This window comes from Actinoplanes sp. NPDC051537, assembly GCF_055586105.1.
In genome coordinates this window covers 183,839-209,663 of sequence record NZ_JBVJIU010000007.1, presented here as the reverse complement: position 1 = coordinate 209,663, position 25,825 = coordinate 183,839, and the positions used below count along the sequence as shown (strand labels likewise).

The following is a 25,825-nucleotide window of genomic DNA, read 5'->3' as shown; positions in this document are numbered from 1 at the left end:
GCCGCCTGACCACCCCACCGCGCGCCGCCTGACCACCCCACCGCGCGCCGCCTGACCACCCCACCGCGCGCCGCCTGACCACCCCACCGCGCGCCGCCTGACCACCCCACCGCGCGCCGGGGCCGCCTCACCCGCGACTTTCATGACTGGCGCGATCCGGGCGCGGAACTCGTCGAGACTGCGGCTAGATCGGGCGCAACTCCAGGAAGACGATGCCGGGGTTCGGCAGGGCCAGCACGATCTCCTCGCCGGGAGTGACGCGCCGCGGGGGCTGGGCCTCCGGCAGGTGGTCGCGCGCCTGCAAGGTGGGCCACTCGGTGTCGGTGGGCCAGCGGTCGGCCGGCCACTGGGTGGTGATGTTGCCGTGGTCGGCGTCGACCCGCCACAGCCGCAGCGTGTGGGCGGCGGTCAGGCGCGGGGTGAAGCGGATCAGGCGGGACAGGGCGGCGTCGCCGGTGGAGCGGCTGTGGTCGAGGGTGCCGTTCCACAGCAGCAGGCCCTGGCCGCCGTCCGGGTAGCGGGACGCCCAGCCCTCCACCAGGCTGCCGGCGCCGTCGCCGGTCAAGGTCAGCGGGACCTCGGCCGGGCCCAGGCGCTGGGCCAGCGACAGCGCCCAGAACTTGGGCTTGGCCAGGTTGCCGACGGTGAGCAGGCCGAAACCGCCGTGGAACAGGCTGCGGGGGCGGCCCAGCTCCTCGAAGTGGTCGGAGGCCACCCACGGGGCGAGCGCGTCGAGGCGGCCGGCGGCCGAGCGCATGCCCCGCAGCAGGAATGCGGCGGCGAACACCGAGTCGTTGATGCGGCTGCCGTGGGTGGCGGTGACCCCCCACTCGGTCCACAGGATCGGCCGGCCGTCGGCCCAGGGGCGCAGGTCGAGCGGGATCGTGCCGTAGACGTGCGTGGACAGGAAGTCGACCGGCGCGTCGATGCGGGTCTGGTCGTCGATCCAGCCGACCGCCGCCGTCGCCGGGCCGCCGACGATCAGGTGCGGGTCGACCGATTTCACGGCGCGGGCCGCTTCGGCGTAGAGGCGCCAGTACTCGGCGGGGGTGCCCGACCAGAAGACCGACAGGTTCGGCTCGTTCCACACCTCGAATCGCCACCGGGCGCGCAGCTCGTCCAGGCCGTACCGCTCGGCCAGGTGCGCGGTGAACGCCCGGACCAGGTCGTGCCAGCGCGACCAGTCCTTCGGCGGGGAGATGATTCCGCCGTACGCGAAGACGGTGCGCTCCGGGTCGGCGGCCAGCTCCCGCGGCATGTAGCCCAGCTCGACGACCGGGGTCAGGCCGAGCTCCCGCACCAGGTCGTAGACCCGGTCGACGCCGTCGAAGTCGTACACCGGAAGGCCGTTCTCCTCGCGGTAGACGCCGAGGTCGTCCCCGAGGATCGCGTGCGCGCGCACGGACCGGACGCCGAGTTCGTCGTGCACGCGGCGCAGCGCCTCCCGCAGTTCGTCGCCGATCACCCGGCCGCCGGTGGTGTCGGCCGACAGCAGGTGGCTCAGGTGCTCGGAGCCGACCATCTCCTGCCACACCCGGTGCAGGGGCGTCTCCCGGTCGCCGACCGCGACGAGCACCTGGGCGGGCGGCCCGGACGGGCGCTGGCTGGGCGGCGCCGACCGGACCGGCGCGGAGAGCGGCCCGATCGCGTTGACGGTCTCCAGGGCGGCGACGGCGTACCAGCCGCCGCGCCCGTCGGTGGTGTCGGCGTAGGGCCCGTGCGGGACCGCGAGGACGTCCCCGCCGCCGTGGTCGACGACGGTGAACGGCCCGTCCTGCGACTCGGCGCGGTGCACGGCGTAGCCGATCGCGCCGCGCACCGGCAGCCAGGACACCGTCACCTGCCCGCGCCCGGCGACGGCGGTCACCGACACCGGCGCCGGCAGGTCGGCCGCGACCGGTTCCCCGGCCGTGCGGTCCTGGGCGCCGCCACCACCCATCAGGGCCGCCCACTGGGCGCGAGCCTGGTCCTCGATCGTCATCAACGGCCACCGCCCAGCTGGGGGAGACGCTGGCCGGCGGGCACGTTGAACGTCTCCTGGTCCAGCAGCGGCCGCACCGCACGCTCGAACTGCGGCGTCACGAAGGCCCGCTTGAGCACGTCACGGTCGAGGGTGTTGCCGATGGCGCCCATGATCATGGCCTGGTCCAGGGACAGGTACCGCTTGGCGACGGTGCCCGAGCGGACGGCCACCGCATCGTAGAAGCCGCCCCGGCCGTACGCGTCGAAGTCGCTCTTGATGTGGGCCAGGTTCGTGCGGGCGGCCCGCGGCGCGTAGGGCAATGCCAGGAACGCGGCGTGCGGGGTGACCACGCCGTCCCCGTAGACGGCGGCGGGACCGGGCGGCCGGCACGCGCCGAAGCCCGCGTCGTATTTGCCGCCGGGCACGTCGGACGGGTAGCCGTCGGTGTCCATCCCCATCGCGTCGACGCCCCACGCCGCGTACCCGCCGAAGGGGTTCGACGCCGGGGAGAAGCCCCAGTAGCCGTAGCGGGCGTCGTTCAGGCCGTGTTCGATCTGCGCGGCCACCGTCGCCGGATGGTTGCGGCCCCAGCTGTTCGGTCCCCACGTGGTCTCCGGCACGAACAGGTCCGGCATGAGCGCCTCGAACATGTCGCCGCCCCACGACGGCACGAACGTGATGCCCCGGTAGCGGTAGGAGCCCTCGTAGACCGGCACTCCCAAATGGGTGGCGGTGAATCCCTGTGGTTCCATCTCCTGCCACGCGTAGTCGCAGGTGTCGGGCAGGGTGCGCATGGTCGAGAAGTAGGCCGACGGCGGGATCTGCCCGGCGCCGATGCCCAGGTAGGTGGCGATGCGCGGCTCGGTCACCGTGATGTCGTAGTGGTTGCAGGTGAACCAGACGCCGTCCTGGAAAGCCGAGCACCCGGGCGGCTGGGTGTCCCAGAAGCCGCCCCGGATCAACCCGTGGGTGCCGAACGGGGTGGCCGCGGAAGGGTTGTAGAAGAACCCGAAGTTCATCGAGGAGAGCAGCCGCGACGCCTTGCCCCGCAGCGACGGGACGGCCCCCGACACGACCCGCAGCGAGGCGGCCAGCCAGCCGTTGTCGACGCTGGACAGGAACGGTGTCACCGTCGACCCGTCCTCCGGCCAGATCGTCACGACATTTCCGGTCGCCGGCTCATACCAGTTGTAGAACATGCCCGATTTGTCGTTCCGCCGCAGAACCGCCAGCGTGTCGAGCGTCCGCGAGATGCGCGCCGTCTCCTCCCGGGCGGAGATCAGCCCCAGAGACCGGGCGACGACGGCCGACCACATGTAGCCGCCGATATTGGTGGGCGAGGTGTAGGTCGATTTAACCGACAAGTCGCCGGAGATGTTGTCGGAAGGCAGCCCGAGCGGCGACGTCATCGCCGTCAAGGACCGCCACGTGTCCCGGGCATAGCCACGAAGTGGATCACCCGGCGAGAAGGCGGTCAGCGAAGCGGAGACGATGAGAGCGGAGAACAGAGCAACAAGGCGCCGAATCACAAGAAGTACCCCTCACTTGAGACCGGTCGTGGCGATACCGCGCATGAAATGCCGCTGCAGGGCGAGGAACACCGCGAGAACGGGCAGCACGACGACCACGGCCCCGGCCAGCAGCAGCCCGTAATAGATGCGGTTCTGCCCGATGCTGTAGAGCGCCAGCGCCACCGGAAGCGTGTACTTGTCGTCGGTCGTGGCCACCACCAGCGGCCACAGGAAGTTGTTCCACGAGGCCAGGAACGTGAGAATGCCGAGCGTGGCCAGGGCCGGCCGGCACAGCGGCAGCACGATCCGCCAGAAGATCCGCCACTCGCCGGCGCCGTCCACCCGGGCCGCCTCGATCAGGTCGTCCGGGATCGACAGCAGGAACTGCCGCATCAGGAACACGCCGAACGGGCCGGCGAGGAACGGCAACACCAGGCCGGCGTACGTGTTGGCCAGCCCCATGTTGCTGATCAGCACGAACTGCGGCACGAACGTCACCATCCCCGGCACCATGAGCATGCCGAGCACCGTGAGAAACAGCGCCCGCCGCCCCGGGAACCGCAGTTTCGCCAGGGCGTAGCCGAGCAGCGAGCAGAACAGCAGGTTTCCCAGCGTCACGAGGATCGCCACGACCGCCGAGTTCACGAAATAGCGGGGGAAATCCAGCCGGGAGAACAAGTCGTGATAGTGGCTGAAAGTCCAGTGCGACGGCAGCCACGTCGGCGGGTCGGAGCGGATCTCCCCCTCCGGCTTGAACGACGACACCAGCATCCACAGGAACGGCCCGACGACGACGAGCAGCCCGGCGCCGAGAATGCCGTACAGCACAATTCGGGCAACCAGATCCCGCCTAGTCATCACCACGCGCCCCCAGAAGCCGGAATTGCAGAACCGAGAGCGCCACGATCGCGATGAACAGGACGTAGGCGGCCGCGGCGGCATAGCCGTAGTTGCCGAACCCGAACTGGTTGTAGATGTGGTACGAGACGGACAGCGTCGACGACAACGGGCCGCCCTGCGTCATCACCAGCGGCTCCTCGAACAGCTGGAGATACCCGATCCCGGTGATCACCGCCCCGAACAGCAGCGCCGGCCGCATCAACGGCAGCGTCACGTGCCGGAACTGCTGCCACCGTCCGGCACCGTCCAGCGTGGCCGCCTCGTACAGGTCGGCGGGAATGCCCTGCAGCGCCGCCAGGAAGATGACCATGAGGGAGCCGAAGTTGCGCCACGCCGCCATCACCGTGATCGACGCGAGCGACGTGTGCGAGTCGCCGAGCCAGTTCGGTCCGGCGATGCCGGCCTGGGCGAGCAGGTTGTTGACGATGCCGGCCGACGGGTCGAGCAGGAACCGCCAGATCACCGAGATCGCCACGATGCTGGTCACCACCGGCAGGTAGAACCCGACCCGGAACACGGCCCGGAACCGGATCAGCCCCGAGTTCAGCGCGTTCGCGGCGGCCAGCGCCCCGACCATGGTCAGCGGCACCCCGATCAGCACGAACACGGCCGTGTTCAGCGACGCCCGCAGGAACAGCGAGTCGGAGAACAGCCGGGTGTAGTTGTCCAGGCCGACGAAGTTCACCGAGAACGGGTGCCGCAGGTCGGTGCCGCGCAGGTCGGTGACGCTCATCAGCAGCGACGCCACCACCGGCAGCAGCGCGAACACCACGAACAGCACGGTGAACGGCGCCGCGAACGACCAGCCGGTGACCGCCCGCCGGAGCCTCGTGTTCGATCTGGCCGGCGGCTCGGCCAGGACGCGCGGCGGGGAGAGCGTCGCCGTCATGCCCCGGTCCCGATGGCGGTGGCCTGCTGCTGCACGGTCTTCACCGCCGCGGCCGGGTCCTCACCGGCGACGCACACCTTCTCCACCTCGTTGTCGAGCGCGGCCGCGACCTGCTCCCACGTCGGGAACGGCGGCGGGGCCTTGGCCGACTTCAGCTGCTCGCCGAACACCTTCAGGAACGGGTCGCCGGACAGCGTCGCGTCCGACCACGCGGACTGGACGGCCGGCAGGTCGCTGACCGTCTCGTACCACTTGACCTGCACCGCCGGCTGGGACAGCCAGGCCAGGAACTTCCACGCCGCGTCCCGGTTCTTCGCGTCCTTGAACACCGCGATGTTGCTGCCGCCGATGAACGACGTCGACGACTTGCCGGCCGGCATCGGCGCCACCGCGAACTGGTCGGTCTTCATGCCCTGGTCCTTGAGGATGCCGATGTGCCACGGCCCGGACATGAACGACCCGATCTCACCCTTCGCGAACGCCGGCTCGAGCGCGCCCTGCGGCAGGTCCTTCGGCGCCAGCCCGGAGGCGAAGAACGACTGGTAGTACTTCATCCCCTCGACCATCTCCGGGCTGTCGAAGCTGTACTTGCCGCCGGCCGCGATGTCGGCGCCGGCCGACCACGCGAACGGCAGCATCGACTGCCACGAGCCGGTCTTGCCCGGCTGCAGGTTGATGCCCCACTTCGCGCCGGCCTTCTTCATGGCGGCCGCCATCGCGGTCAGGTCGTCCCACGTCTTCGGCCCGTCCGGGAAGCCGGCCTTGGCCGCGAGGTCCTTGCGGTAGTAGATGCCGCGGGTCTCCACGTACCAGGGGACGCCGAAGCTGGTGTTGTCGACGACGGTGCTGTCCCACGCCCCCGGGAAGAACGCGTCCTTTTTGAACAGGTCGGCCGGGGTCGGGTCGAGCGCGCCGGTCTTGGCGAACTCGCCCTGCATCGTCGTGCCGATCATCGACACGTCCGGGGTCTGCTTGGCCGCGATCGCCGACGCGATCTTCTGGTGGGCGGCCTCCCACGGCACCGCGGTCACGGTGACCTTGGCGTCCGGGTTCTCGGCGGTGAACGCCTTGGCGAACTCGGCGAGCTTCTCACCCTCCGTGCCCATCGCCCAGACGGTGATCTCCCCGCTGGCCTTGCCCTCGCCGACCGTCTTGGCGGTCTCGTTGCCTCCGCTCGCGTCGCGGCCGCAACCGGCCGCGAGGGTCAGCGCCACGGCCGCGACGGCGACCAACTGCTTCCTCATCGGTGAACCTCCGGGGAGTGAGAGCCACAGCTGCGTCGCACGACGAGCTGGGTGGGCAGGACCCGCCGTCGGGGGGCGGCGGGTTTCTCGCTGGTTTCGGTGATGCGCCGGTTCAGCCAGCGGGCGGCGGTCGCGCCGAGCTCCCGCATCGGCTGCCGCACGGTGGTCAGGCCCGCGAACTGGGCGGCCATCAGGTCGTCCCATCCGGTCACGGTCAATTCCGGGCGCTCCAGCAGCACGCCGAGGGCGATCTCGTCGTTGGCGCACACCACGGCCTGCGGCTCGGCGGTCAGCTCCCGCGCCGCGGCGCGTCCGGCTTCCAGATCAAAACCATGCAGCCGTACGGGATCAGCGGGGTCCATGCCGTTGCCGGCGAGCGCGGCCTGCACACCCCGGTAGCGCCCGGCGACGTCCGGTGAGCCGTCCGGGTCGCCGAGGAACACGAACCGGCGGTGCCCGTGCTCGAGCAGGTGCTCCACCAGCGCCTCGGCGGTCTGCCGGTTCTGCGCGCGCACGGTGTCGACGCCCGGGACCGGGTCGCGGGCCAGCAGCACCAGCGGCAGCCCGGTGGCCGCCAGCTTCGCGATCACGTCGTCGCCGACGGTCTGGCCCATCACGGTCAGCCCGTCGACCCGCGACGCCATGTCGCGTACGGCCGCCTCCGCGTCGGCGCGGCCGTGCGTGGCCAGAATGAGCACGCTGGACCCGAAGGCCGCCGCGGCCGCCTCGTAGCCGAGCACCACCTCGGCGTAGTACGGCCCGACCAGGTCCGGGAAGACGATCCCGTTGGCCGCGTGCCGTCCCTCGGCCAGCGAGCGCCCCAGCCGGCTGGGCGTGAACTCCAGCTGCTTCGCGGCCGCGAGGACCCGTTCCCGGGTCTGCTCGGTGACCAGATCGGAGTCGCGCAACGCCCGCGACACCGTGGCGATGGAGACCCCCGCGAGCCGGGCAACCTCGTAGATCGTCGCCCTTGAAAGCGCTTTCATCGCCATGGCCGGACGCTAACCCCGGTGCGGAAGACCCGACACTCGGGCGAATCCGGGATTCACCATCAGCGATACGGGACGAACCCGGCGCTGGTTCTGGGCGCGCGGCACCGCCGTCAGTCCGGGGCGGCGAACCCCGCCTCGCCGCCGTCGGACAGCACCTCGACGCCGGGCAGGGCGGACGACTGCTGCGTCCACAGCCACAGCGCGGCGTCCACCGCCGCGTGCGGGTCGGCCATCGCGAAGCCGTCCGGGTTCTCCCAGCCGGCGTCGACCGCGGCCTCGATCAGCCGGGCCGCGTCGGTGACGGCCAGGCGCGCCCGCCGCGACAACTCGACGACGGTCGGCCCGGCGGGAACCGGCGCGGCCAGCCCGGTGTGTTCGATGGTCACGAACCCATGAAAGCCCGCCCCGGCGCCCCCGGCGGCGACTTCGGCAGATTCGCGCCCCGGAAAACCGGTTGAGGGCCGCTCCCGCGCTCGCCTACGGTGCCTGCGTCCCGTCGCGACCCGGAGGACCATCCCACGTGACCACGCCTGCCCTGTAGACCTGACACCTTCCCCGCACCGGTAGCCGACGCATCCCGTCGGTTCCGCCGGGCTGCCCTCGTGCGCCCGGCCTACCGCGTTCGAGGCCGCGCGCAATCGGCCTCGTGTCAGGTCTTCAGAGATCAGGTCAACGAGTCATGTCTGCACAACCTCATATCGTCATGCCCTGGACCGTCCGCCGCACCCGGCTGCCGCTGCTGTCGACGGGGTGCGTGGACTGCCGGTCCGCCTCGGCCACCACCGGCGAGGGCCGGTTCCGGGTCAACGCCAACGGCAAGCTGCTGGACGTGTGGCTGCTGATCCGCTGCGTGTCGTGCGACCGCACCAGCAAGCTCACCGTGCACGAGCGCACCCCGGTCCGCACCCTCGACCCGGCCGCTCTGCACGGCTACCACGTCAACGACCCGGGCCTGGTGGCGTCCACGCTGCTGGACCCGGCGCTGGCCCGGCGCCACCGTTTCGCCCTGGACTGGACCGGCGCCTGGCGGCTGGACACCGGCCCCGCCCCGGCTGGTTCCGCGCCGGCCGCGGCGTGGCCGGTCCGGATCGAGGTCGCCTTCCACGATCCGGTGCCGGTGCGCCCCGACCGGCTCATCGCGCACGGCCTCGCCCTCAGCCGCGGCGAGGTGCTGCGCCGGGTCAAGTGCGACATCGCGCTGCGCCGCCCGGTCCGTTCCGGGTTCGCGTTCACCGTGCTGGCCGCGCAGTAGCGGGGGATCGGGCCGGGCCGGTCGGCCCGGCCCGATCCTCACGAGCCCAGGTAGCGCAGGACGGCGAGCACGCGGCGGTTGTCGGCCTCGCCCGGCGGCAGCCCCAGCTTGTCGAAGATGCTCGCCACGTGCTTCTCCACGGTGCCGCCGGTCACCACCAGCGCGTCGGCGATCCCGGCGTTCGACCGGCCCTCGGCCATCAGCACCAGCACGTGCCGCTCGCGGGCGGTCAGCGCGGCCAGGCCGTCGGACCGGCGGCTGGCCCGCAGCAGCCGGCCCACCACCTCCGGGTCCAGCGCCGTGCCGCCGGCGGCGACCCGCTGCAGCGCGTCGGTGAACTCGGCGACGTCGGCCACCCGCTCCTTCAGCAGATAGCCGGCGCCGGCCGCGTCGCCCTCCAGCAGCCGGGCCGTGTAGCGGGTCTCGATGTACTGCGACAGCACCAGCACCCCGGTCCCGGGATGCCGGCGGCGGATCTCGAGCGCGGCGCGCAGCCCCTCGTCGGTGTGCGTCGGCGGCATCCGGATGTCGGCCACCACCACGTCGGGCCGGTGCTCGGCCACCGCCGCCAGCAGCGCGTCGCCGTCGCCCACCGCCGCGCACACCCGGTGGCCGTGGTCCTCGATCAGGCGGGACAGCCCGGCCCGGAACAGGACCGCGTCCTCGGCGATCACCACTCGTACCGTCATGCGCGCAGCGGAAGCTCGACGGTGACGGTCGTCGGACCGCCGGGCGGGCTCGCGATGGTGAGCGTGCCGTCGACCACGGCGACCCGCTGCGCGAGCCCGGTCAGGCCGGTGCCCCGGGCCGGGTCGGCGCCGCCGATACCGTCGTCGGCGACGCTGAGCAGCAGCACGTCCCGCTCGCCGGACGCCCGTACGGCCAGCGTGTTCGCGAAGCTGTGCTTGGCCGCGTTGGCCAGCAGCTCGGCCGCGCAGAAGTAGGCGATCGTCTCGATCGCCGGGGTGGGCCGGACCGGGATGCTGACCCGCACCTCGACCGGGATCGCGCGGTCGCCGGCCAGCGAGGCGAGCGCGTCGGCCAGCCCGTTGTCGAGCACCGGCGGATGGATCCCGCGGACCAGGCCGCGCAGCTCGGCGATCGCGTCCTTCGCGCCCCGCAGCGCGGCGTCGACCAGCTCGCGGGCGGCCGCCGCGTCCGGGACCTCGCCGGTGGCGCCGAGCTTCTCCCGGGCCATGCCCAGGTTCATGGCCAGCGTGGCCAGCCGGATCTGCGCGCCGTCGTGCAGGTCGCGTTCCAGCCGCCGCAGCACGGCGGCCGCGTCGTCGACGGCCAGCGCCCGGCTCTGCTCCAGGTCGTGCACCCGCTGCGCCAGCCGGCCGGGCCCGAGCAGGCCGCGGATCAGCCAGGCGTCAGCGGACGTGACGGCCCGGGTCACCCACGGCGCGGCCAGCAGCATCGCCGCTCCCGCCGCGGCGGCGGCGAACGTGCCGGGCACCGTCGCGACCCGGAACGTGCCCTCCCCGAACAACCCGAGCGGCGTGAACACCGGCACCGGGCTGAGCCGGACCCCCGGCGGGTGGTTGCGGAACGCACCCCACCACAGCGGGTAGGCCAGGTTGACCAGCCCGCCGACCCAGAAGAACACCGCGTACAGCTCGAGCAGGGCGATCGGCAGCTTGGCCAGCTGGTAGGCGACGACCCGCCAGCCGGCGCCGTCGCGCGGGCCGGGCCAGGCCCGCCCGCCGGGGCGCGGCCGGACCGGGGGCGGCGCCGCGACCCGCAGCCCGAGCAGCCGGGACGCGAGGCGCCGCTGCCGGGAGCCGAGCCACCGGGCGGCCGGCGTCGCCACCAGCAGCACGACCAGCAGGGCCACGCCGGCGCCGGCGATCGCCAGGTGGGCCGGGGACGGGTTGCCCCGCCCGCCGCCGGCCGCCCACCAGGTCAGATCCACCGCGAGCACGACCAGCGCCAGCGGGCTGAGCAGCGCGAACGGCAGGGTGGCCAGGCAGAATCCGAGCTCGCGGGCCTGGCGCCGGGCGAACGGCGCCCGCACCGCGGTCCTGATCACCGGAAGCGCCATGCTGTCATCTTCCTACGCGTCCCGCCGGGACAGCAGCCAGCCGCCGGCCACGAGCGCGATCACGGCGTACAGGGCGAGCACGCCGAGCCCGGCCCACGCCGGCAGGAAGTCCGGGCAGGACGCCGCGTCGCTGCCGCAGGTCACCGGCATCGTCGTGCTCAGCGAGTTCTCGATGATCAGGATCGGCATGTACGCGGCGGCGCCGTGCGCGACGAAGCCGATCACCTGCGCGGCCACGTACACGCCGGCCACCAGCACCCCGACCGCGGCGCCGCTGTGCCGCACGATCGCGCCCAGTCCCAGGCCGAGCAGCCCGATCAGGCAGAACGCGGCGCCGGACAGCACGACCGCCCGCAGCACCCCGGGATCGCCCAGCGCCGGCGGCGTGAGGCCGTGGCGCAGGGTGGCCGCGGCGGCGAAGAACGCGACGAACGACCCGAGCTCCCCGATCAGCAGGGTGACCGCCCCGAACACGGCCGCCTTCGCCGCCAGCACCAGCGGCCGCCGCGGGATCGTGGTCAGCGTGGCCCGGATCGTCCCCGAGCCGTACTCGCTGGTCATGGTCAGCACCCCGAGCGCGCCCACCAGCAGCAGGCCCGGCACCACCCCGCCGAGCGCGTTGTTGGTCAGGTCGGCGGCGCCGTTGCGGCTGTTCAGGCCGACCGCGGCCCCGATGCCGACGGTGCCGGCGACGGTCACGGCCAGCGTCAGCCAGGTGGAGCGCAGGCTGCGCAGCTTGATCCATTCCATCCGGGCGGCGTCGGCCAACCCGTACCGATCCCTGGTCATGACGCCGCCCCCCGGTACTCGACCTCGTCGCTGGTGAGCCGGAAGAACGCGTCCTCCAGCGACGCCGCCCCGGCCGACATCTCGGCGACCGTGGTGTCCGCCAGCAGCCGCCCCCGGCCGATCACCACCAGCCGCTCGGCGGTCAGCGCCATCTCGCTGATCAGGTGGCTCGACACGAACACGGTGCGGCCCTGCGCGGCCAGCGACTTCAGCAGGTCGCGGATCCAGCGCACCCCCTCCGGGTCGAGCCCGTTCACCGGCTCGTCCAGCAGCAGCACCGCCGGATCGCCCAGCAGCGCCGCCGCGACACCGAGGCGCTGGCCCATGCCGAGCGAGAACTTCCCGGCCCGCCGGCCGGCCGCCCCGGTCAGGCCGACCATGTCGAGCACCTCGTCGACCCGACCCCGCGGAATCGCGTTGCCGGCGGCCAGCGCGGCCAGGTGAGCGCGGGCGCTGCGGCCCGGGTGGAACGCGCGGGCCTCGAGCAGCGCGCCGACCTCCCGCAGCGGCCAGCGCAGGTCCCGGTAGCGGCGGCCACCGACCCGCGCCTGCCCGGCGTCGGCCCGGTCCACGCCGAGGATCAGCCGCATCGTGGTGGACTTGCCCGACCCGTTCGGGCCGAGGAAACCGGTGACGCTGCCCGGCCGCACGTCGAAGCTCAGCGCGTCGACCGCGACCGTCGGTCCATATCGTCTGGTGAGATTCCGGGCCTCGATCACCGGAGCTCCTTCCGCAGTGGATGACTACGGAAAAGACGCTAGGCAGGCGGCGGGCCGGGCGGGATCCGGCTGGCTGCCGTCTTCGCCTGGGGGATTTCCCCCAGGCGGTCAGGCGACGTCGGGCCGGGTCATCAGCGGCGACCGCACGTGCCGCATCAGGTCGGGGCCGGTCAGCGGCACGCCGTGCCAGGCCGCCACCGCGGTTCCGGCCGTCGCGTCGACGGTCAGGCGGACCCGGTGCGGGGTGGTGATGACGTACACGTCGGCGACGAACGTGCCGCCCTGCCAGCCGCCGGTGGCGACCAGCGGCCGGCCCAGCGGTGCGCTCTCCCGCCACTCGCCGTGGCCGACGGCGACCTTCAGCGACGGGCCGAGTTGCAGGTGCCAGCCGCCGGGCGCCGGCTCGAGAACCACGGTGGTGCCGCCGGGCAGCGGCGACTCCGGGTCCGACCCGTCGATCGTGGCGGTGGCCGAGCGGCCCGCGGCCCCGGTCACGAGCGGCAGCGACAGGCGCCGCAGCCGGTCGGCCAGCCGCTCGTCGTCGTCCGGGCCGTCCGGGGCGTCGAGGCCGGGCAGCAGGCAGTCGGCGATGGCGCCCGGCATCGCCCCTTCCTCGTTCGAGCCGGCGGTCACCACCACGACGAGGTCGCGGGACGGGACCACCACGCACTGCTGGCCCTTGGCGCCGTTGCCGAAGTACCCGTACGGCGTCGTCCAGAACTGGTAGCCGTACCCGGCGGCGAAGCCCGGGCACTCGCTCTGATCGACCTCGACGTGCTGCCGGGTCGCCACCTCCACCCAGTCGCGCGGGATCAGCCCGCCGCCGCCGAGCCGCAGCAGCTCACCGAACGCCGCCACCGCCTCGGTCGTCAGGTGCAGCCCGTGGAAGCCGAACACGGCGCCGCTCGCCACCCGGTCCCACTCGGCGTGCCCGACGCCCAGCGGCCGGAACAGCCGCTCGTCGAGAAACCCCGGCAGGTCCCGGCCGGTCACCCGCTCCACCATCCGGGCCAGCACGAACGTGGTCGCGTTGTCATAGGTGTGCCGCGTGCCCTCGGCGAACGGGAACGGCACGCGCAGAAAGCCGTTGACCAGATCGCCGGGCGACCGGGTCCAGGCCTCGCCGAGGCTGTCCTCGCCGTGCCCGCTGGTCATCGACAGCAGATGGTGCACGGTGAGCCGCCGCCCCTGCGCCGAGACCCCGGCCGGCACGTGCTCGGGCAGCACGTCCACCACCCGGTCGTCCAGCGACAGCAGCCCGTCCCCGACCGCCATCCCCACCGCGACCGAGGTGAACGACTTGGTCAGCGAGTACAGCAGATGCGGCCGATCGGCCGAGTACGGCGCCCACCACCCCTCGGCGACGACCCGCCCCCGGCGCAGAATCATCACGGAGTGCGCCTCGACCCCGGGCGCCTCGAGCCGATCCAGCAGGACGCCGATCGCCCGCGACGAGACCCCTTCCGCCGCCGGAGTCGAACGAGGCAGCAGCAAAGCCGAGGAAGACATCCGGCGACGCTAACAGCGCGACCCGCCCCGGCTCGCCCGATTTACCGCCCGGTCAGGCGCGATGCCGGTCGAGGTAGGCGCGGACCGCGTAGAGCAGGTCCGGGTTCTCCTCGACGGCCCAGGTGACCAGATTGCACCGCCGGCACAGCAGCTGCCGCACGACGCCGGTCCGATGGTCGTGGTCGACGGCGAGCCGCCGGGGCGCGCCGCCGCGGCCGCGGGCGGTCTCCGGCTGACCGCAGATCGCGCAGCGGCCCTGCTGGGCCGCGCGCTTCGCCTCGTACTGCGCGGGGGTCAGGCCGTACTTCTCCCGCAGCACCTGCGCGTGCGAGATCTGATCGCCGTCGCCGGCCGCGTAGCGAGCCCGCTTGTCCACGGTGATGCAGGCCTTGCACGGTCGCCGCGGCGCCTTGGTGTGCGCCAGGTTGTAGAACGCCGACCGCGGCTTCGTCTCGCCGCATTTCCCGCAATGCACCAGCGCTTTGTCCACGACGTACAACATACACCTTGTGTGTCGTCACCGCATAACTGTCATTATGGTGTGTCGGCGTTTTGTCCGAATTGGGGATTACCGGATTGCAGGTAACAGTAATTCGGTAATTAAGTGCCGGCTGTCCGTTGACGTGAGGACCAGCAGTAAATACGGAGTACTCCGGGTCGAGGCCTGGCACACTGCCACGATGTCTACAGTCGACGATGTCACCTCCGTACGCTACGAGCGGATGCGCTGGAATACGCCGCTGTCGCAGACCCACGCCGACCTCCTTCTCCAACGACTCGGCATTTCCGCCGGCGCCGGCGTGGTGGACCTCGGATGCGGCTGGGGCGAATTGTTGTTGCAGGCAGTCGGCGCCGATGGCACTGGCTCGGCAACGGGTACCGGCGTAGACACCGACGATGCGGCCTTGGCGCGCGGCCGCATGCTCGCTGCCGATCGGTCACTTGCCAAGCAGGTGACGTTCCTCAAGCAGGAAGCGTCGGCATGGCGGGAACCCGCGGACCGGGTCTTGTGTATCGGCGCTTCTCACGCGTGGGGAGGAACAGCCACAGCTCTCGAGTCGCTCGCCACCCTCGTCCGGCCCGGCGGCCGTCTGCTGTTCGGTGACGGGTTCTGGGAGCGTCCGCCCACGCCGGAGGCGACCGAGATCATCGGCCCCGGCATCATGCCGCTCTCCGATCTCATCGAGCAGGCCCGGGCGCTGGGCTGGCGGGTGCTCCACATGAGCGTTGCCGACCAGCGCGAATGGGACGATTTCGAGTCAACGTGGCTGGCCGGCCGGCAGGCGTGGTTGCTGCGTCATCCCGATGATCCCCGCGCGACCGAGCTCCGAGACGAACTCGATGTCCGGCTACGCGAATACGTCGGCGTCTACCGCGACGTATTCGGCTTCGCCTACCTCGTACTCGGCCGGATAGCGTGACCGCATGAGTGTTGATCCGGCGGCGCACAACCGCGTGGCCTGGGACCTGCAGGTCGACCAGGGCAACGAATGGTCGCGGCCGATCTCGGCGGAGACGGTCGCCAAGGCGCGGGCGGGGGACTGGTCGGTCGTGCTCATCGGCTACCGGCCGGTGGACCGCTCCTGGTTTCCCGCCGACCTGGCCGGCGTGGACGTGCTGTGCCTGGCCTCCGGCGGCGGGCAGCAGGGGCCGACGCTCGCCGCGGCCGGGGCCCGGGTCACCGTGCTGGACAACTCGCCGCGCCAGCTCGAGCAGGACGAGCTGGTCGCGCGGCGCGACGACGTGCCGCTGCGGACGGTGCTCGGCGACATGCGTGACCTGTCGGCGTTCGACGACTCGTCGTTCGACCTGGTCTTCAACCCGGTCTCGAACCTGTTCATCCCCGAGCTCGCCCCGGTGTGGCGGGAGTCGTTCCGGGTGCTGCGGCCGGGCGGGACGCTGCTGTGCGGCTTCCTCAACCCGGACGTCTACCTGTTCGACAACGAGGCCCTGGACCAGCGCGGCGAGCTGGTGGTCCGGCACAAGCTGCCGTACAGCGACCTCACCCACGTGCCGGCCGAGGAACGCGAACGGCTCTTCGGGGCGCACGCGCCGCTGGAGTACAGCCACACCATGGCCGAGCAGATCGGCGGCCAGCTCGCCGCGGGCTTCGTCATCACCGGGTTCGAGGAGGCGCCGCACCACGCGGACGCCACCGCGGGCTGGCTGCCGGGCTACTTCGCGACCCGCGCCGTCAAACCCTGACCCACGCCGTGAGAGCCAGCGCGGCGTCGCGGGACCCGGGGGCGGCCGGCAGCAGCGGCAGGCGCACGTCGGGGGTCGGGATGCGGCCCTGGGCGTGCAGCACCGCCTTGATGACGGTCGGGTTGGGCTCGGCGAACGCCGCCGCCGACAGGCGGGCCAGCCGGTGGCCGAGCGGGCGGGCCTTCGCCGCGTCGCCCTCGCGCCAGGCGGTGATCAGCGCCGCGAAGTCGGCGGTGGCCAGGTGCGCGGAGGCGAGGATGCCGCCGGCCGCGCCCAGCGCCAGCAGCGGGGAGATCACCACGTCGTCGCCGCCCAGCACCGCGAAGCCGGCCGGCGGGTCCGCCATCAGGTCGATCACGTCGGCGTCGATCGCGCCGGTGGCCAGCTTCATGCCCGCGACGTTGCCGATCGCGGCCAGCTCCCGCAGCGTGGCCGCGGTCAGCGGCTGGGCCGTGCGGTAGGGCACGTGGTAGGCGACCAGCGGCACCGGCGACGCCGCCGCCAGCGCCGCGAAGTGGGCCAGCACCCCGGCCGGCCCGGGCCGCAGGAACGGCGGGACCAGGCTGAGCGCGGCCACCACCGCCGGCCGGTCGGCGAGCACGCGCAGCTGCTCGGCGTCGTTCGCGCCGGCGATCAGCGGGGCCTCGTGCTCGCGGCACACGGCGGCCAGCAGGTCGAGCACGTCGCGCCGCTCGGCGACGGTCAGCGCCGACGGCTCGGCGGTGGTGCCCAGCGCGACCAGGCCGTCGGCGCCCTGCCGCAGCAGGTCGTGGGCGAGCGCTTCGAGGGCCTGCCACGCGACGGCGCCGTCGGGGCCGAACGGCGTGATGACGGGGATGAACAGTCCGGAAAGCGGCATGCGGTTACGGTGCTCCACCCGTACGGCTAAGGTCCAGTTAGTTTTTGATGTTGGATGTTTAAGCGGCGCTTAAGAATGGAGTGGGGCGAGTACCCTTCGCCGGATGCAGGACTCCATCGGCCTCCGCGGCCGGCCCGGCGCCGCGGTGCGTGCCGTGTTGCGCATGCTGCCCGCGCCCGTGCGCGCCCGGCTGCTGCGGCATCGCGAGGTGCTGAAGTTCCTGATCGTCGGCGGCACCTGCTTCGTGGTGACGGTGGCGATCAACTACGCGCTGAAGCTGACCGTGCTCACGGGCAAGCCGCTGACGGCGCTGAGCATCGCGACGCTGGTGAGCACCGTGCTGTCCTACGTGCTGAACCGGGAATGGGCGTTCAGCGCCCGCGGCGGCCGCGAGCGGCGTCACGAGGCCACCCTGTTCTTCGCCATCAACGCGGCCGCGATCCTGGTCAACGACATCCCGCTGTGGTTCGCCCGGTACGTGCTGGACCTGCGCGTCCCCGACGTCGGGCGGATGGCGCAGGAGGTCAGCGACTTCGGGTTCGGCATCATCGCCGGCACCCTGCTGGCCATGGGGTTCCGCCTGTGGGCGTACCGCAAATGGGTCTTCCCGCACCCGAACGTCCGCCTGGTGGCGGCCGACGTCGAGCGGGACAAGGCGGCCTGACTCCACCGATCGGTGGAGCGGCTCCACCGGCTGACCGAGCGCCGATCTCCACCGGCCGCCCCGGAGATCGGGCGATCCGCCGGGGGCGCCTCCGTTGCGACGCTGATTCCCATCAGCGCGACATTCGGAGGCACACCATGCGCACCATGAAATGGCTGGTCGGCGGCTACGCGGCGGTCAGCGCCCTGACCCTGGCCACGATGATCGTCCTGCGGCACGACACGGCGACGGTCACCACCGCGGTGTGGATCCGCGGCAGCATCGTCGCCGCGGCGTCACTGCTCACCTTGTACTTCGCGATCCGGGCCGCCCGCGGCGAGCCGAAGATGCTCCGGCGGCTGCGGTTCGTCACCACCGCCATGCTGGTCGCGGTCGTGGTGATCGTGGCGCTGCCCGGCATGTTCCCGCTCTGGTTCAAGCTCGAGCAGGTCGTCTGCGGGCTGCTCCTGCTGCCGGTGGTCGTGACGCTGGCCCGCCGGCGGGCGGCGGCCGCGGCGTGAGCGCCGTCATCGAGGTCGAGCACCTGCACAAGCGGTACGGGGACACGGTGGCCGTGGACGACGTCTCGTTCACCGTGTCCCCGGGCGAGATCTTCGGGATCCTCGGCCGCAACGGCGCCGGCAAGACCACCACCGTCGAGTGCCTGACCGGGCTGCGGCGGCCGGACCGGGGCGTGATCCGGGTGCTGGGCCGCGACCCGCACCGCGACCACGCCGCCCTGACCCGCCGCGTCGGGGTGCAGCTGCAGGACGGCCAGCTGCCCGAGCGGCTGCGCGTCGGCGAGGCGATGCGGCTCTACCGGTCCTTCTACCCGGATCCCGCCGACCCGGCCGAGCTGCTCGGGCGGCTCGGGCTGGCGGGACGGGAGAGGACGCCGTACGGGAAACTCTCCGGCGGCCAGAAGCAGCGGCTGTCGATCGCGCTCGCCCTCGTCGGCCGGCCCCGGATCGCGATTCTCGACGAGCTGTCCACCGGGCTCGACCCGCACGCCCGCCGCGACACCTGGGACCTGATCGCCGGGATCCGGGCGAGCGGCGTGACGATCGTGCTGGTCACCCACTTCATGCCGGAGGCCGAGCGGCTGTGCGACCGGATCGCCGTGATCGACGCCGGCCGGGTGCTGGTCACCGGCACCCCGGCCGAGCTCATCGACCGGGCCGGGCAGCCCACGCTGGAGGACGCGTTCGTCTCGCTGACCGGGAGGGCCGCATGAGCACGCTGACCCTGATCGAGCTGCGGCTGTTCCTGCGCGAGAAGTCCGGGCCGGCGTTCGGTGTCGGCCTGCCGCTGCTCCTGCTGATCATTTTCGGTAACCTGCCCTTCTACCACGAGCCGCGGGCCGAGCTCGGCGGGCGGACGCTGCTGGACACGTACGTGCCGATCCTGGTCGCCTTCGTGCTGGCGATGCTCGCCCTGAACGTGCTGCCGCCGGTGCTGGCCGGCTACCGCGAGAAGGGGGTGCTGCGGCGGCTGCGGACCACCCCGGTCGGCCCGGTCCGGGTGCTCGCCGCCCAGCTGATCGTGACCCTGACGACCGCGTTCGTGTCGGTGGCGGCCCTGCTGATCGTCGCCCGGTTCGCGTTCGGGGTGGTGCTGCCCCGGCAACTGGCCGGCTTCCTGCTGGCCGCGCTGCTGGCGACGCTCGCGCTGACCGCCGTCGGGCTGCTCGTCACCGCGGCCGCGCCCGGCGGGCGGGCCGCCAACGCGATCGGCGCCGCCGTCTTCTACCCGCTGGTGTTCCTGGGCGGGCTGTTCCTGCCGATCCCGGCCATGCCCGGGACGCTGCAGCACGTCGCCCACGCCACCCCGATGGGCGCCGCCGTCACCGCGATGCAGGACGCGACCAACGGGCACTGGCCGCACGCCCTCGCGTTGCTCACCTTGGCCGCCTGGGCCGCCGGCGCCGGGCTCGCGGCCGCTAGATTGTTCCGCTGGGAGTAGGTGCGCACATGCAGACAGGGCAGATGGCCGGGCCGGAGGCCTGGGAGCAGCGTTCCCAGCCGATGGTGACGGTGGTCCCGTACGTGATGCTCGCCGTCCTGGCCGCGCTGACCATCGCCTTCAAGCACGCCGCGCCCGGCTCGGCGGTGATCGACCTGGCTCTGTGCGCGGCGGCCGCGGTGTGGAACCTGGCGTTCTACACCGTGCGCCCGGCCTGGCGGGACCGGCCCGCGATCATGATGGTGTTCCTGGCCGGGCTGATCCTGTTCGGACTGGTCATGGTCCTGCGCGACCCGTGGTTCGGCTTCTACTCGGTGGTGCTGTACTTCTACGCCTTCCGGATCATCGGCTGGCCGCGGGAGCTGTGGTTCATCGCCGGCGCGAGCGTCGTCGCCGCGACCGCCCAGTCGACCGGCCTGGACTACGACACGTGGGCCGGGTGGCTCGAGCGGCTCGCGGTGCTGGCCGTCAACGTCGTGCCGCTGAGCCTGCTGGCCTGGGGCGGCGAGACGCTGATGCGTCACCACGAGACCCGCGAGGTGGCGCTGCGCGCGGCGCGGGAGGCCAACGCCCGGCTGGAGGCGGCCCTGGCCGAGAACACGACGCTACAGGCACGGCTGGTCGAGCAGGCCCGCACGGCCGGGGTGCTGGACGAGCGGGCCCGGATGGCGCGGGAGATCCACGACACCCTCGCGCAGGGGCTGACCGGCATCGTCACCCAGCTGGAGGCGGCCGAGCACGCCGTCGGCGACCGGCCGGTCTGGCGGCGGCACCACGAGGCGGCCAAGGCCCTGGCCCGGGAGAGCCTGACCGAGGCCCGCCGGTCGGTGAACGAGCTGCGGCCGGAACCGCTGGAGACCGGGCGGCTGGCCGACGCGATCACCGAGGTGGCCGGCAAGTGGTCGGCGCGGCACGGCCTGCCGGCCCGGGTGACCGTGACCGGCGAGCCCGTGACCATGCCGCCCGACGCCGAGGTCGCGCTGCTGCGCACGGCGCAGGAGGCCCTGGCCAACGTGGCCAGGCACGCCGCCGGCGCGACCCGGGTCGGGCTCACCCTCTCCTACATGGATCACCAGGTGGCGCTGGACGTGATCGACGACGGCCCGGGCTTCGACCCCGCCGCCCGGCCGCCCGCCGACGGGGGTTTCGGGCTGGTCGCGATGCGCCAGCGGATCGAGGCCCTGTCCGGCACGCTGCAGATCGAATCGGAAATCGGCGGCGGCACCGGAATCTCCGCGTGCCTGCCCTTCTCGGTAGCGGAGGTGCGCTCGTGAACGAGCCGATCAGGCTGCTCATCGCCGACGACCATCCGGTGGTACGCGACGGGCTGAGCGCGATGTTCGCCCGGGACCCGGAGTTCGCCGTCGTCGGGGAGGCCGCGGACGGCGCCGAGGCGGTGCGCCTGGCCGAGACCCTGACGCCGGACGTGATCCTGATGGACCTGCGGATGTCCGGGATGGACGGGGTGACCGCGATCGGCGAGCTGACCAAGCGGGGGCTGCCGTCGCGGGTGCTGGTGCTGACCACGTACGACACCGACAGCCACGTGCTCCCGGCGATCGAGGCCGGCGCGACCGGTTACCTGCTCAAGGACGCGCCGCGCGAGGAGCTGCTGCGGGCGGTGCGCTCGGCCGCGCGCGGCGAGGTGACGCTGTCGCCGTCGGTGGCGGCCCGCCTGATGAGCCGGCTGCGCACCCCGGCGCCGACGTCCGGGCCGCTGAGCGAGCGCGAGCTGGAGGTGCTGCGCCTGGTCGCGGCCGGGCACACCAACCGGGAGGCGGCCGGCCGGCTGTTCATCACCGAGGCCACCGTGAAGACCCACCTGATCAACATCTACGCGAAGCTCGACGTGAAGGACCGCGCGTCGGCGGTGGCCGAGGGCTACAACCGGGGGCTGCTGGGCCGGGCCTAGAAACTCCCGGTACCGGCCGCGTCCCGCACGAAGATCAGCCCGTCGATGCGGGGCAGGTGCGCCGGGTCGAGGGGCGCGTAGCCGAACCACGGCGACACCCGGGCCGGCGCGGCGGCGTCCAGCCGGCGCGGGTCGACCAGGGCGGTCGCGTCGGGAGCGGCGTACAGCATGCCCTCGATGGTGTCCGGCGGCGGCACGCCCACCCCGTGCTCGTGGTCGGTGCCCAGCGCGGTGGCCAGGAACGCGTAATCGACGCCGAGCATCGCGCCGGCGCTCCACCAGGACACCGGGGCCGGACCCATCCGCATCGAGCTCTGGTCCCGTTGCAGGTGGCTGTTGTGGGCGTTGACCAGGGTGGGGCCGCGGTCGGCGAGGGCGCGCAGGTTGGCGGCCATCATCGCGTCGCGGACGCCGAGCAGCCGCGGCAGCCGGCCGGCGGTCGGGTCGGCCATCCAGTAGTGGTAGCGCAGCAGGCCGGCGGCGGTGCGCGCGTACAGGCGGGCCCGGAACCACTCGTCCGGCGCCGAGGTGGCGATCAGGTGCGGGCGCTGCTCGGTCAGCAGCGCCTCCAGGTCGGCGGCCAGCACCCGCAGCCGGTCGGCGGCGGGGGTACGGCCGATGGACTTCGCCGGGTCCATCATCGCGGCCTGGTCGGGCCACGGCGCGTCGTCGCCGAGCAGCTCGTCGAGGGTGGCGGCGGTGCAGGGCAGCAGGGCGGCGTCGATCCGGGCGGCCAGGTACGCCAGGAGCGCGGTGAGCGCCGGGCGCGGGCTCGCGCCGCCGGTGATCTCCAGCGGGCCGTCGAAGCCGGCGAATCGCACCCGGTCGCCGGCCGGCCGGCCGTCGTTGAACGCGCGCATCCACGCCACCAGGGCCCGGTTGCCGGGGAAGGCGCCCCACTCGTGGCTGAAGCCGCGCCGCATGACGTCGTCGAGCGTGCCGTCCCCGCCCGTCACGTAGTCGTCCACGATCAGGCCGGCGAGGCAGTCGGACTCGATGGTGATCGTGCGGTAGCCGGCGCCGGCCACCAGATCCCGGAACAGCTCGTTCCGCATTGCCAGGATCGCGGGGGCGCCGTGGGTGGGCTCACCGAGGGCAAGCAGCCGCGGCCGGTCGTTCAGCAGGCTCAGCACGGCGTCCTTGCTAACAGCTGTCATACCCGTCAACGGTATCGTTGAACTCCCGGTTGAGACTTGCTCGCGATGGCGGCGAGCGTGGCGGCGAGGGTGATGGCGGAAAACCTTCAAGCAGTGGTACGGCTGAGGCCGGTCGACCTGGCGCGCGGGCACGGCCTGTCGACGCAGGCGGTCCGCAACTACGAGGCGGACGGCATCCTGCCCCCGGCCGCGCGCACCCCGGCCGGCTATCGCACTTACACGCCGCGGCACGCGCACGCCCTCGACGCGTTCCTGGCGCTGGTGCCGGGGCACGGCCACCACACCGCCACGGCGATCATGCGGGCCGTCAACGACGGCGCGGTCGAGGCGGCGCTGCGGCTGGTCGACGAGAGCCACGCGCAGCTGCTCGACGACCGGCGCACGTTGCGGGCGGTCGAGGTGGCGCTGGACGACCTGGCGCCGGTGCCGCCGCGGCGGGGTGACACGTTCGTCGGGCCGCTCGCCCGCGGGCTCGGGGTCCGCCCGGCCACGCTGCGCAAATGGGAGGCGGCGGGTCTCGTCGTGCCGCGCCGGGACCGGCTGACCGGCTACCGGGTCTACGGTGCGGCCGATGTGCGCGACGCCCGGCTGGTGCACCAGCTGCGCCGCGGCGGCTACCGGCTGGCGCAGATCGCGCCCGTGATCGACCAGGTGCGGGCGGCGGGCGGGGTCGCGCCGCTGGAGGGGATGCTGCGCGACTGGCGGGCCCGGCTGACCGCCCGCGGCCGGGCGCTGCTCGCTGGGGCGGGGGCGCTCGACGCGTACCTGAAAAAAGTTTGAGGAAGTTGTCGAGAACGCGGCGGCGGCTCCGTCCCCGGGGGCAACGACGAAGGCCAGACACCGAAGAGGGAGCATCGACATGAAGTATCTGCTGCTCAAGCACTACCGCGGCGGCCCCGAGCCGGCCGGCGACGCGATCCCGATCGACCGGTGGACGCCGGCCGAGGTCGACGCGCACATGCAGTTCATGAGCGACTACGCCGATCGGCTGCAGCAGACCGGCGAGTTCGTCGACGGTCAGGCCGTCGCGCCGACCGGGGCGTTCGTGCGCTCCGGCGGCGAGGGCCGGCCGCCGGTCACCGACGGGCCGTTCGCCGAGACGAAGGATCTCATCGCCGGCTGGATGGTCATCGACGTGGAGTCGTGGGACCGGGCTGCCGAGCTGGCGGCGGAGTTGTCGGCGGCGCCGGGCGCCGGCGGGAAGCCGCTGCTGGAGTGGATCGAGGTGCGGCCGTTCCTGGGCGAGCCGGTGACCGTGGCGGAATGAACGAGACGCTGCTGCGGGAGCTGGTGCCCGCGGTCATCGGCGTCCTCGTCCGGCGCGGCGCGGATTTCGCGTCGGCCGAGGACGCCGTGCAGGAGGCCCTGATCCGGGCGCTGGCGACGTGGCCGGAGGAGCCACCGCGCGACCCGAAGGGATGGCTGGTCGCGGTGGCGTGGCGCAAGTTCGTCGACGCCGCCCGCTCCGACGCGTCGCGGCGCGGCCGGGAGCGGGCGGCGTCGGTCGCGCAGGTCGAGCCGGCGGCGGCGCCGGCCTCCGACGACACGCTGCGGTTGTACTTCCTGTGCGCGCATCCGGCGCTGCCCAGCGGCGCGGCCGTGGCGCTGACGTTGCGGGCGGTCGGCGGGCTGACCACCCGGCAGATCGCGGCGGCCTACCTGGTGCCGGAGGCGACCATGGCGCAGCGGATCGGCCGGGCCAAACGCAAGCTCGAGGGGATGCCGCTGGACCGGCCGGGCGATCTGCCGACCGTGCTGCGGGTGCTCTACCTGGTCTTCAACGAGGGGTACGGCGGGGATGTCGACCTGGCGGCGGAGGCGATCCGGATCACCCGGCAGCTGGTCGCGCTGACCGGCGGCGAGCCCGAGGCGGCCGGGCTGCTGGCGCTGATGCTGCTGCATCACGCGCGCCGCGATTCCCGTACCGGACCGGCCGGTCGCCTGATCCCGCTGGCCGCGCAGGACCGGTCGCGCTGGGACACCACGCTGATCGCCGAGGGGGTGACGGTGCTGCGGGCGGCGATGGCCCGCGACCGGCTCGGCGAGTACCAGGCGCAGGCCGCGATCGCCGCCCTGCACGCCGACGCGCCGAGCGCCGCCGAGACCGACTGGGTGCAGATCGTCGAGTGGTACGACGAGCTGCTGGGGCTGACCGGCAGCCCGGTGGTGCGGCTGAACCGGGCGGTGGCGGTGGCCGAGGCGGACGGCCCGCAGGCGGGGCTGGCCGCCCTGGCCGGGGTCGACCCGCGGCTGCCGCGGTACCCGGCGGTGCTGGCCTACCTGCGGGAGCGGGCCGGCGACTGGGCCGAGGCGGCCGACCTGTACGCGGCGGCGGCCCGCGCGGCGGCCAGCGTCCCCGAGCGTGATCATCTGACCCGGGAGGCGGCCCGGGTGCGGCAGCTGGTCAGCCGAGCAGCGCGCGAATGATCTCGGGCCGGCGCAGGGCCTCGGCGCACCACGCGAAGTGCCCGTCGGCGCCGGCCGGGTCGTAGGCGGTGGCGGTGATCAGGCTGTAGGCGGCCCGGTAGACCAGCAGCGTGGTGCGGTCGTACGGCATCCGGTCCTGCAGGGCCCGTTCGGTGGCGCGGGCGCCGGGCCCGTACATGTCGAAGATCGCGGCGGTGACGGCGGCGTCGAAGGCCGGGTCGCCCTCGGTGGTGAGGAATCCCCAGTCCAGCACGGCGGTGCCGGCGTCGCCGACCAGGATGTTGCCGGGGATCAGGTCGCCGTGGATGACGGCCCGGGCGCCGGTGTCGACGTCGCGCAGGCGGCCGGGCAGGGCGGCCATCAGCGCGTCCAGGTGGCCGACGGCCTCGGCGAGCACGGGGGTGACGCGGCGCGCGGCGAGCCGGGCGAGGGCGCCGGGGAAGTCGCCGTCGAGCGGCCGGCCGCCCAGCACGGGCAGGTCGCGGGCCTCGGCCAGGGGGCCGGTGGTGGCCAGTTCGGCGAGCACGGCGAGGACCGGGCCGGGGGTCGTGGGGCTCCGGCCGTGGAAGCGGCGCTCGACGGTGACGACGCGGCCGTCGACGACCTCGATCGACTCGATGCGGGGGACGGCGAACGACAGCCCGCGCGTGGACAGGGCGTCGTAGAAGGCGGCGAGGCGGTGCAGAGTGGGGATGTCGCCGCGGTGCCAGTGTTTCGCGACCCGGGTCTCGTCGACGGCGTAGACCGCGCCCTCCATGCCCGCACCGAGCAAGTGCTGCGCGCTCCCCTCCACTTTCAAGGTATAGCGGATAGGGGGGCTTGCGGCAAGACCCCCATAACGGCGCAGA

28 protein-coding genes are annotated in these 25,825 nt (G+C 73.1%); 12 read left to right on the top strand and 16 right to left on the bottom strand.

All coding sequences use genetic code 11. The features are described 5' to 3' along the window. Positions 1-184: 184 nt before the first annotated feature. From ACZ6TB_RS18775 to ACZ6TB_RS18745, 7 genes are all read right to left on the bottom strand, one after another. On the bottom strand, positions 185-1,981 hold the full coding sequence (locus tag ACZ6TB_RS18775; RefSeq protein ID WP_465555782.1) for a GH39 family glycosyl hydrolase: 1,797 nt from the start codon (positions 1,979-1,981) through the stop codon (positions 185-187). Further along, entirely contained in the window at positions 1,981-3,492 is a 1,512-nt protein-coding gene (locus tag ACZ6TB_RS18770; RefSeq protein ID WP_465555781.1) for a glucoamylase family protein, read from the bottom strand. The genes ACZ6TB_RS18775 and ACZ6TB_RS18770 overlap by 1 nt, the downstream gene beginning before the upstream one ends. Before the next feature lie 12 nt (positions 3,493-3,504). Then, entirely contained in the window at positions 3,505-4,332 is an 828-nt protein-coding gene (locus ACZ6TB_RS18765; protein WP_465555780.1) for a carbohydrate ABC transporter permease, read from the bottom strand. Further along, complete coding sequence (locus ACZ6TB_RS18760) at positions 4,325-5,263, bottom strand: carbohydrate ABC transporter permease (RefSeq protein WP_465555779.1); 939 nt, start codon at positions 5,261-5,263, stop codon at positions 4,325-4,327. Before ACZ6TB_RS18760 ends, ACZ6TB_RS18765 begins: the two co-directional genes overlap by 8 nt. Further along, positions 5,260-6,507, bottom strand: a complete 1,248-nt coding sequence (locus ACZ6TB_RS18755; protein WP_465555778.1) for a sugar ABC transporter substrate-binding protein — start codon at positions 6,505-6,507, stop codon at positions 5,260-5,262. Before ACZ6TB_RS18755 ends, ACZ6TB_RS18760 begins: the two co-directional genes overlap by 4 nt. Continuing rightward, entirely contained in the window at positions 6,504-7,499 is a 996-nt protein-coding gene (locus ACZ6TB_RS18750; RefSeq protein WP_465555777.1) for a LacI family DNA-binding transcriptional regulator, read from the bottom strand. The genes ACZ6TB_RS18755 and ACZ6TB_RS18750 overlap by 4 nt, the downstream gene beginning before the upstream one ends. A 110-nt stretch (positions 7,500-7,609) precedes the next feature. Further along, entirely contained in the window at positions 7,610-7,885 is a 276-nt protein-coding gene (locus tag ACZ6TB_RS18745; RefSeq protein WP_465555776.1) for a hypothetical protein, read from the bottom strand. A gap of 317 nt (positions 7,886-8,202) precedes the next feature. Here ACZ6TB_RS18745 and ACZ6TB_RS18740 point away from each other — a divergent pair, with 317 nt between their 5' ends. After that, on the top strand, positions 8,203-8,751 hold the full coding sequence (locus ACZ6TB_RS18740; RefSeq protein WP_465555775.1) for a DUF1062 domain-containing protein: 549 nt from the start codon (positions 8,203-8,205) through the stop codon (positions 8,749-8,751). 38 nt (positions 8,752-8,789) lie between these two features. Here ACZ6TB_RS18740 and ACZ6TB_RS18735 read toward each other — a convergent pair whose 3' ends face one another. From ACZ6TB_RS18735 to ACZ6TB_RS18710, 6 genes are all read right to left on the bottom strand, one after another. Continuing rightward, positions 8,790-9,440: a response regulator transcription factor gene (locus ACZ6TB_RS18735; RefSeq protein ID WP_465555774.1), complete on the bottom strand. Its 651-nt coding sequence runs from the start codon at positions 9,438-9,440 to the stop codon at positions 8,790-8,792. Continuing rightward, positions 9,437-10,795 carry a sensor histidine kinase gene (locus ACZ6TB_RS18730; protein ID WP_465555773.1) on the bottom strand — a complete coding sequence of 453 codons (1,359 nt, stop codon included), beginning with the start codon at positions 10,793-10,795 and terminating at the stop codon, positions 9,437-9,439. The genes ACZ6TB_RS18735 and ACZ6TB_RS18730 overlap by 4 nt, the downstream gene beginning before the upstream one ends. A gap of 12 nt (positions 10,796-10,807) precedes the next feature. Further along, positions 10,808-11,584, bottom strand: a complete 777-nt coding sequence (locus ACZ6TB_RS18725) for an ABC transporter permease subunit (RefSeq protein WP_465555772.1) — start codon at positions 11,582-11,584, stop codon at positions 10,808-10,810. After that, entirely contained in the window at positions 11,581-12,303 is a 723-nt protein-coding gene (locus ACZ6TB_RS18720) for an ABC transporter ATP-binding protein (protein WP_465555771.1), read from the bottom strand. The genes ACZ6TB_RS18725 and ACZ6TB_RS18720 overlap by 4 nt, the downstream gene beginning before the upstream one ends. 108 nt (positions 12,304-12,411) lie before the next feature. After that, positions 12,412-13,812, bottom strand: a complete 1,401-nt coding sequence (locus ACZ6TB_RS18715; protein ID WP_465555770.1) for a serine hydrolase domain-containing protein — start codon at positions 13,810-13,812, stop codon at positions 12,412-12,414. A 52-nt stretch (positions 13,813-13,864) separates the two neighbouring features. Beyond that, complete coding sequence (locus ACZ6TB_RS18710; protein WP_465555769.1) at positions 13,865-14,302, bottom strand: endonuclease domain-containing protein; 438 nt, start codon at positions 14,300-14,302, stop codon at positions 13,865-13,867. Positions 14,303-14,492: 190 nt separating this feature from the next. On the opposite strand from ACZ6TB_RS18710, the gene ACZ6TB_RS18705 reads away from it, so the two are divergent. Next, on the top strand, positions 14,493-15,233 hold the full coding sequence (locus ACZ6TB_RS18705; protein ID WP_465555768.1) for a methyltransferase: 741 nt from the start codon (positions 14,493-14,495) through the stop codon (positions 15,231-15,233). A 4-nt stretch (positions 15,234-15,237) separates the two neighbouring features. Beyond that, positions 15,238-16,017, top strand: a complete 780-nt coding sequence (locus ACZ6TB_RS18700) for a class I SAM-dependent methyltransferase (protein ID WP_465555767.1) — start codon at positions 15,238-15,240, stop codon at positions 16,015-16,017. On the opposite strand, the gene ACZ6TB_RS18695 is transcribed toward ACZ6TB_RS18700, so the two are convergent. Further along, complete coding sequence (locus ACZ6TB_RS18695) at positions 16,007-16,876, bottom strand: dihydrodipicolinate synthase family protein (RefSeq protein ID WP_465555766.1); 870 nt, start codon at positions 16,874-16,876, stop codon at positions 16,007-16,009. The two genes, ACZ6TB_RS18700 and ACZ6TB_RS18695, sit on opposite strands and share 11 nt — an antisense overlap. A 103-nt stretch (positions 16,877-16,979) precedes the next feature. Here ACZ6TB_RS18695 and ACZ6TB_RS18690 point away from each other — a divergent pair, with 103 nt between their 5' ends. The 6 genes from ACZ6TB_RS18690 (at position 16,980) to ACZ6TB_RS18665 (ending at position 21,393) form a co-directional block, all read left to right on the top strand. After that, the gene (locus tag ACZ6TB_RS18690) at positions 16,980-17,540 is read left to right on the top strand and encodes a GtrA family protein (RefSeq protein WP_465555765.1); all 561 of its coding nucleotides are present in this window, start codon (positions 16,980-16,982) and stop codon (positions 17,538-17,540) included. A gap of 146 nt (positions 17,541-17,686) precedes the next feature. After that, complete coding sequence (locus tag ACZ6TB_RS18685; protein ID WP_465555764.1) at positions 17,687-18,040, top strand: hypothetical protein; 354 nt, start codon at positions 17,687-17,689, stop codon at positions 18,038-18,040. Then, positions 18,037-18,753, top strand: coding sequence for an ABC transporter ATP-binding protein (locus ACZ6TB_RS18680; RefSeq protein ID WP_465555763.1), 717 nt, complete (start codon positions 18,037-18,039; stop codon positions 18,751-18,753). The genes ACZ6TB_RS18685 and ACZ6TB_RS18680 overlap by 4 nt, the downstream gene beginning before the upstream one ends. Then, on the top strand, positions 18,750-19,481 hold the full coding sequence (locus ACZ6TB_RS18675; RefSeq protein WP_465555762.1) for an ABC transporter permease: 732 nt from the start codon (positions 18,750-18,752) through the stop codon (positions 19,479-19,481). Before ACZ6TB_RS18680 ends, ACZ6TB_RS18675 begins: the two co-directional genes overlap by 4 nt. A gap of 8 nt (positions 19,482-19,489) precedes the next feature. Next, positions 19,490-20,755, top strand: coding sequence for a sensor histidine kinase (locus tag ACZ6TB_RS18670; protein WP_465555761.1), 1,266 nt, complete (start codon positions 19,490-19,492; stop codon positions 20,753-20,755). Further along, the gene (locus ACZ6TB_RS18665; RefSeq protein ID WP_465555760.1) at positions 20,752-21,393 is read left to right on the top strand and encodes a response regulator; all 642 of its coding nucleotides are present in this window, start codon (positions 20,752-20,754) and stop codon (positions 21,391-21,393) included. The genes ACZ6TB_RS18670 and ACZ6TB_RS18665 overlap by 4 nt, the downstream gene beginning before the upstream one ends. On the opposite strand, the gene ACZ6TB_RS18660 is transcribed toward ACZ6TB_RS18665, so the two are convergent. Next, positions 21,390-22,550: an erythromycin esterase family protein gene (locus tag ACZ6TB_RS18660; RefSeq protein ID WP_465555759.1), complete on the bottom strand. Its 1,161-nt coding sequence runs from the start codon at positions 22,548-22,550 to the stop codon at positions 21,390-21,392. The two genes, ACZ6TB_RS18665 and ACZ6TB_RS18660, sit on opposite strands and share 4 nt — an antisense overlap. A 93-nt stretch (positions 22,551-22,643) precedes the next feature. On the opposite strand from ACZ6TB_RS18660, the gene ACZ6TB_RS18655 reads away from it, so the two are divergent. From ACZ6TB_RS18655 to ACZ6TB_RS18645, 3 genes are all read left to right on the top strand, one after another. Further along, on the top strand, positions 22,644-23,330 hold the full coding sequence (locus ACZ6TB_RS18655) for a TioE family transcriptional regulator (RefSeq protein WP_465555758.1): 687 nt from the start codon (positions 22,644-22,646) through the stop codon (positions 23,328-23,330). A 79-nt stretch (positions 23,331-23,409) separates the two neighbouring features. Beyond that, on the top strand, positions 23,410-23,817 hold the full coding sequence (locus ACZ6TB_RS18650; RefSeq protein WP_465555757.1) for a YciI family protein: 408 nt from the start codon (positions 23,410-23,412) through the stop codon (positions 23,815-23,817). After that, complete coding sequence (locus ACZ6TB_RS18645) at positions 23,814-24,977, top strand: RNA polymerase sigma factor (protein ID WP_465555756.1); 1,164 nt, start codon at positions 23,814-23,816, stop codon at positions 24,975-24,977. The genes ACZ6TB_RS18650 and ACZ6TB_RS18645 overlap by 4 nt, the downstream gene beginning before the upstream one ends. Here ACZ6TB_RS18645 and ACZ6TB_RS18640 read toward each other — a convergent pair. Further along, complete coding sequence (locus tag ACZ6TB_RS18640) at positions 24,955-25,770, bottom strand: aminoglycoside phosphotransferase family protein (RefSeq protein ID WP_465555755.1); 816 nt, start codon at positions 25,768-25,770, stop codon at positions 24,955-24,957. The two genes, ACZ6TB_RS18645 and ACZ6TB_RS18640, sit on opposite strands and share 23 nt — an antisense overlap. Positions 25,771-25,825: the final 55 nt, after the last annotated feature.

Bases quoted from the DNA above. Each gene is read 5' to 3' on its own strand.
- ACZ6TB_RS18765 (WP_465555780.1), bottom strand. From the start codon at position 4,332: ATGACTAGGCGGGATCTGGTTGCCCGAATTGTGCTGTACGGCATTCTC.
- ACZ6TB_RS18650 (WP_465555757.1), top strand. From the start codon at position 23,410: ATGAAGTATCTGCTGCTCAAGCACTACCGCGGCGGCCCCGAGCCGGCC.
- ACZ6TB_RS18670 (WP_465555761.1), top strand. From the start codon at position 19,490: ATGCAGACAGGGCAGATGGCCGGGCCGGAGGCCTGGGAGCAGCGTTCC.
- ACZ6TB_RS18700 (WP_465555767.1), top strand. From the start codon at position 15,238: ATGAGTGTTGATCCGGCGGCGCACAACCGCGTGGCCTGGGACCTGCAG.
- ACZ6TB_RS18660 (WP_465555759.1), bottom strand. From the start codon at position 22,550: ATGACAGCTGTTAGCAAGGACGCCGTGCTGAGCCTGCTGAACGACCGG.
- ACZ6TB_RS18685 (WP_465555764.1), top strand. From the start codon at position 17,687: ATGAAATGGCTGGTCGGCGGCTACGCGGCGGTCAGCGCCCTGACCCTG.
- ACZ6TB_RS18740 (WP_465555775.1), top strand. From the start codon at position 8,203: ATGCCCTGGACCGTCCGCCGCACCCGGCTGCCGCTGCTGTCGACGGGG.
- ACZ6TB_RS18715 (WP_465555770.1), bottom strand. From the start codon at position 13,812: ATGTCTTCCTCGGCTTTGCTGCTGCCTCGTTCGACTCCGGCGGCGGAA.
- ACZ6TB_RS18690 (WP_465555765.1), top strand. From the start codon at position 16,980: ATGCAGGACTCCATCGGCCTCCGCGGCCGGCCCGGCGCCGCGGTGCGT.
- ACZ6TB_RS18675 (WP_465555762.1), top strand. From the start codon at position 18,750: ATGAGCACGCTGACCCTGATCGAGCTGCGGCTGTTCCTGCGCGAGAAG.
- ACZ6TB_RS18645 (WP_465555756.1), top strand. From the start codon at position 23,814: ATGAACGAGACGCTGCTGCGGGAGCTGGTGCCCGCGGTCATCGGCGTC.
- ACZ6TB_RS18735 (WP_465555774.1), bottom strand. From the start codon at position 9,440: ATGACGGTACGAGTGGTGATCGCCGAGGACGCGGTCCTGTTCCGGGCC.
- ACZ6TB_RS18725 (WP_465555772.1), bottom strand. From the start codon at position 11,584: ATGACCAGGGATCGGTACGGGTTGGCCGACGCCGCCCGGATGGAATGG.
- ACZ6TB_RS18750 (WP_465555777.1), bottom strand. From the start codon at position 7,499: ATGGCGATGAAAGCGCTTTCAAGGGCGACGATCTACGAGGTTGCCCGG.
- ACZ6TB_RS18705 (WP_465555768.1), top strand. From the start codon at position 14,493: ATGTCTACAGTCGACGATGTCACCTCCGTACGCTACGAGCGGATGCGC.
- ACZ6TB_RS18775 (WP_465555782.1), bottom strand. From the start codon at position 1,981: ATGACGATCGAGGACCAGGCTCGCGCCCAGTGGGCGGCCCTGATGGGT.
- ACZ6TB_RS18760 (WP_465555779.1), bottom strand. From the start codon at position 5,263: ATGACGGCGACGCTCTCCCCGCCGCGCGTCCTGGCCGAGCCGCCGGCC.
- ACZ6TB_RS18755 (WP_465555778.1), bottom strand. From the start codon at position 6,507: ATGAGGAAGCAGTTGGTCGCCGTCGCGGCCGTGGCGCTGACCCTCGCG.
- ACZ6TB_RS18695 (WP_465555766.1), bottom strand. From the start codon at position 16,876: ATGCCGCTTTCCGGACTGTTCATCCCCGTCATCACGCCGTTCGGCCCC.
- ACZ6TB_RS18730 (WP_465555773.1), bottom strand. From the start codon at position 10,795: ATGGCGCTTCCGGTGATCAGGACCGCGGTGCGGGCGCCGTTCGCCCGG.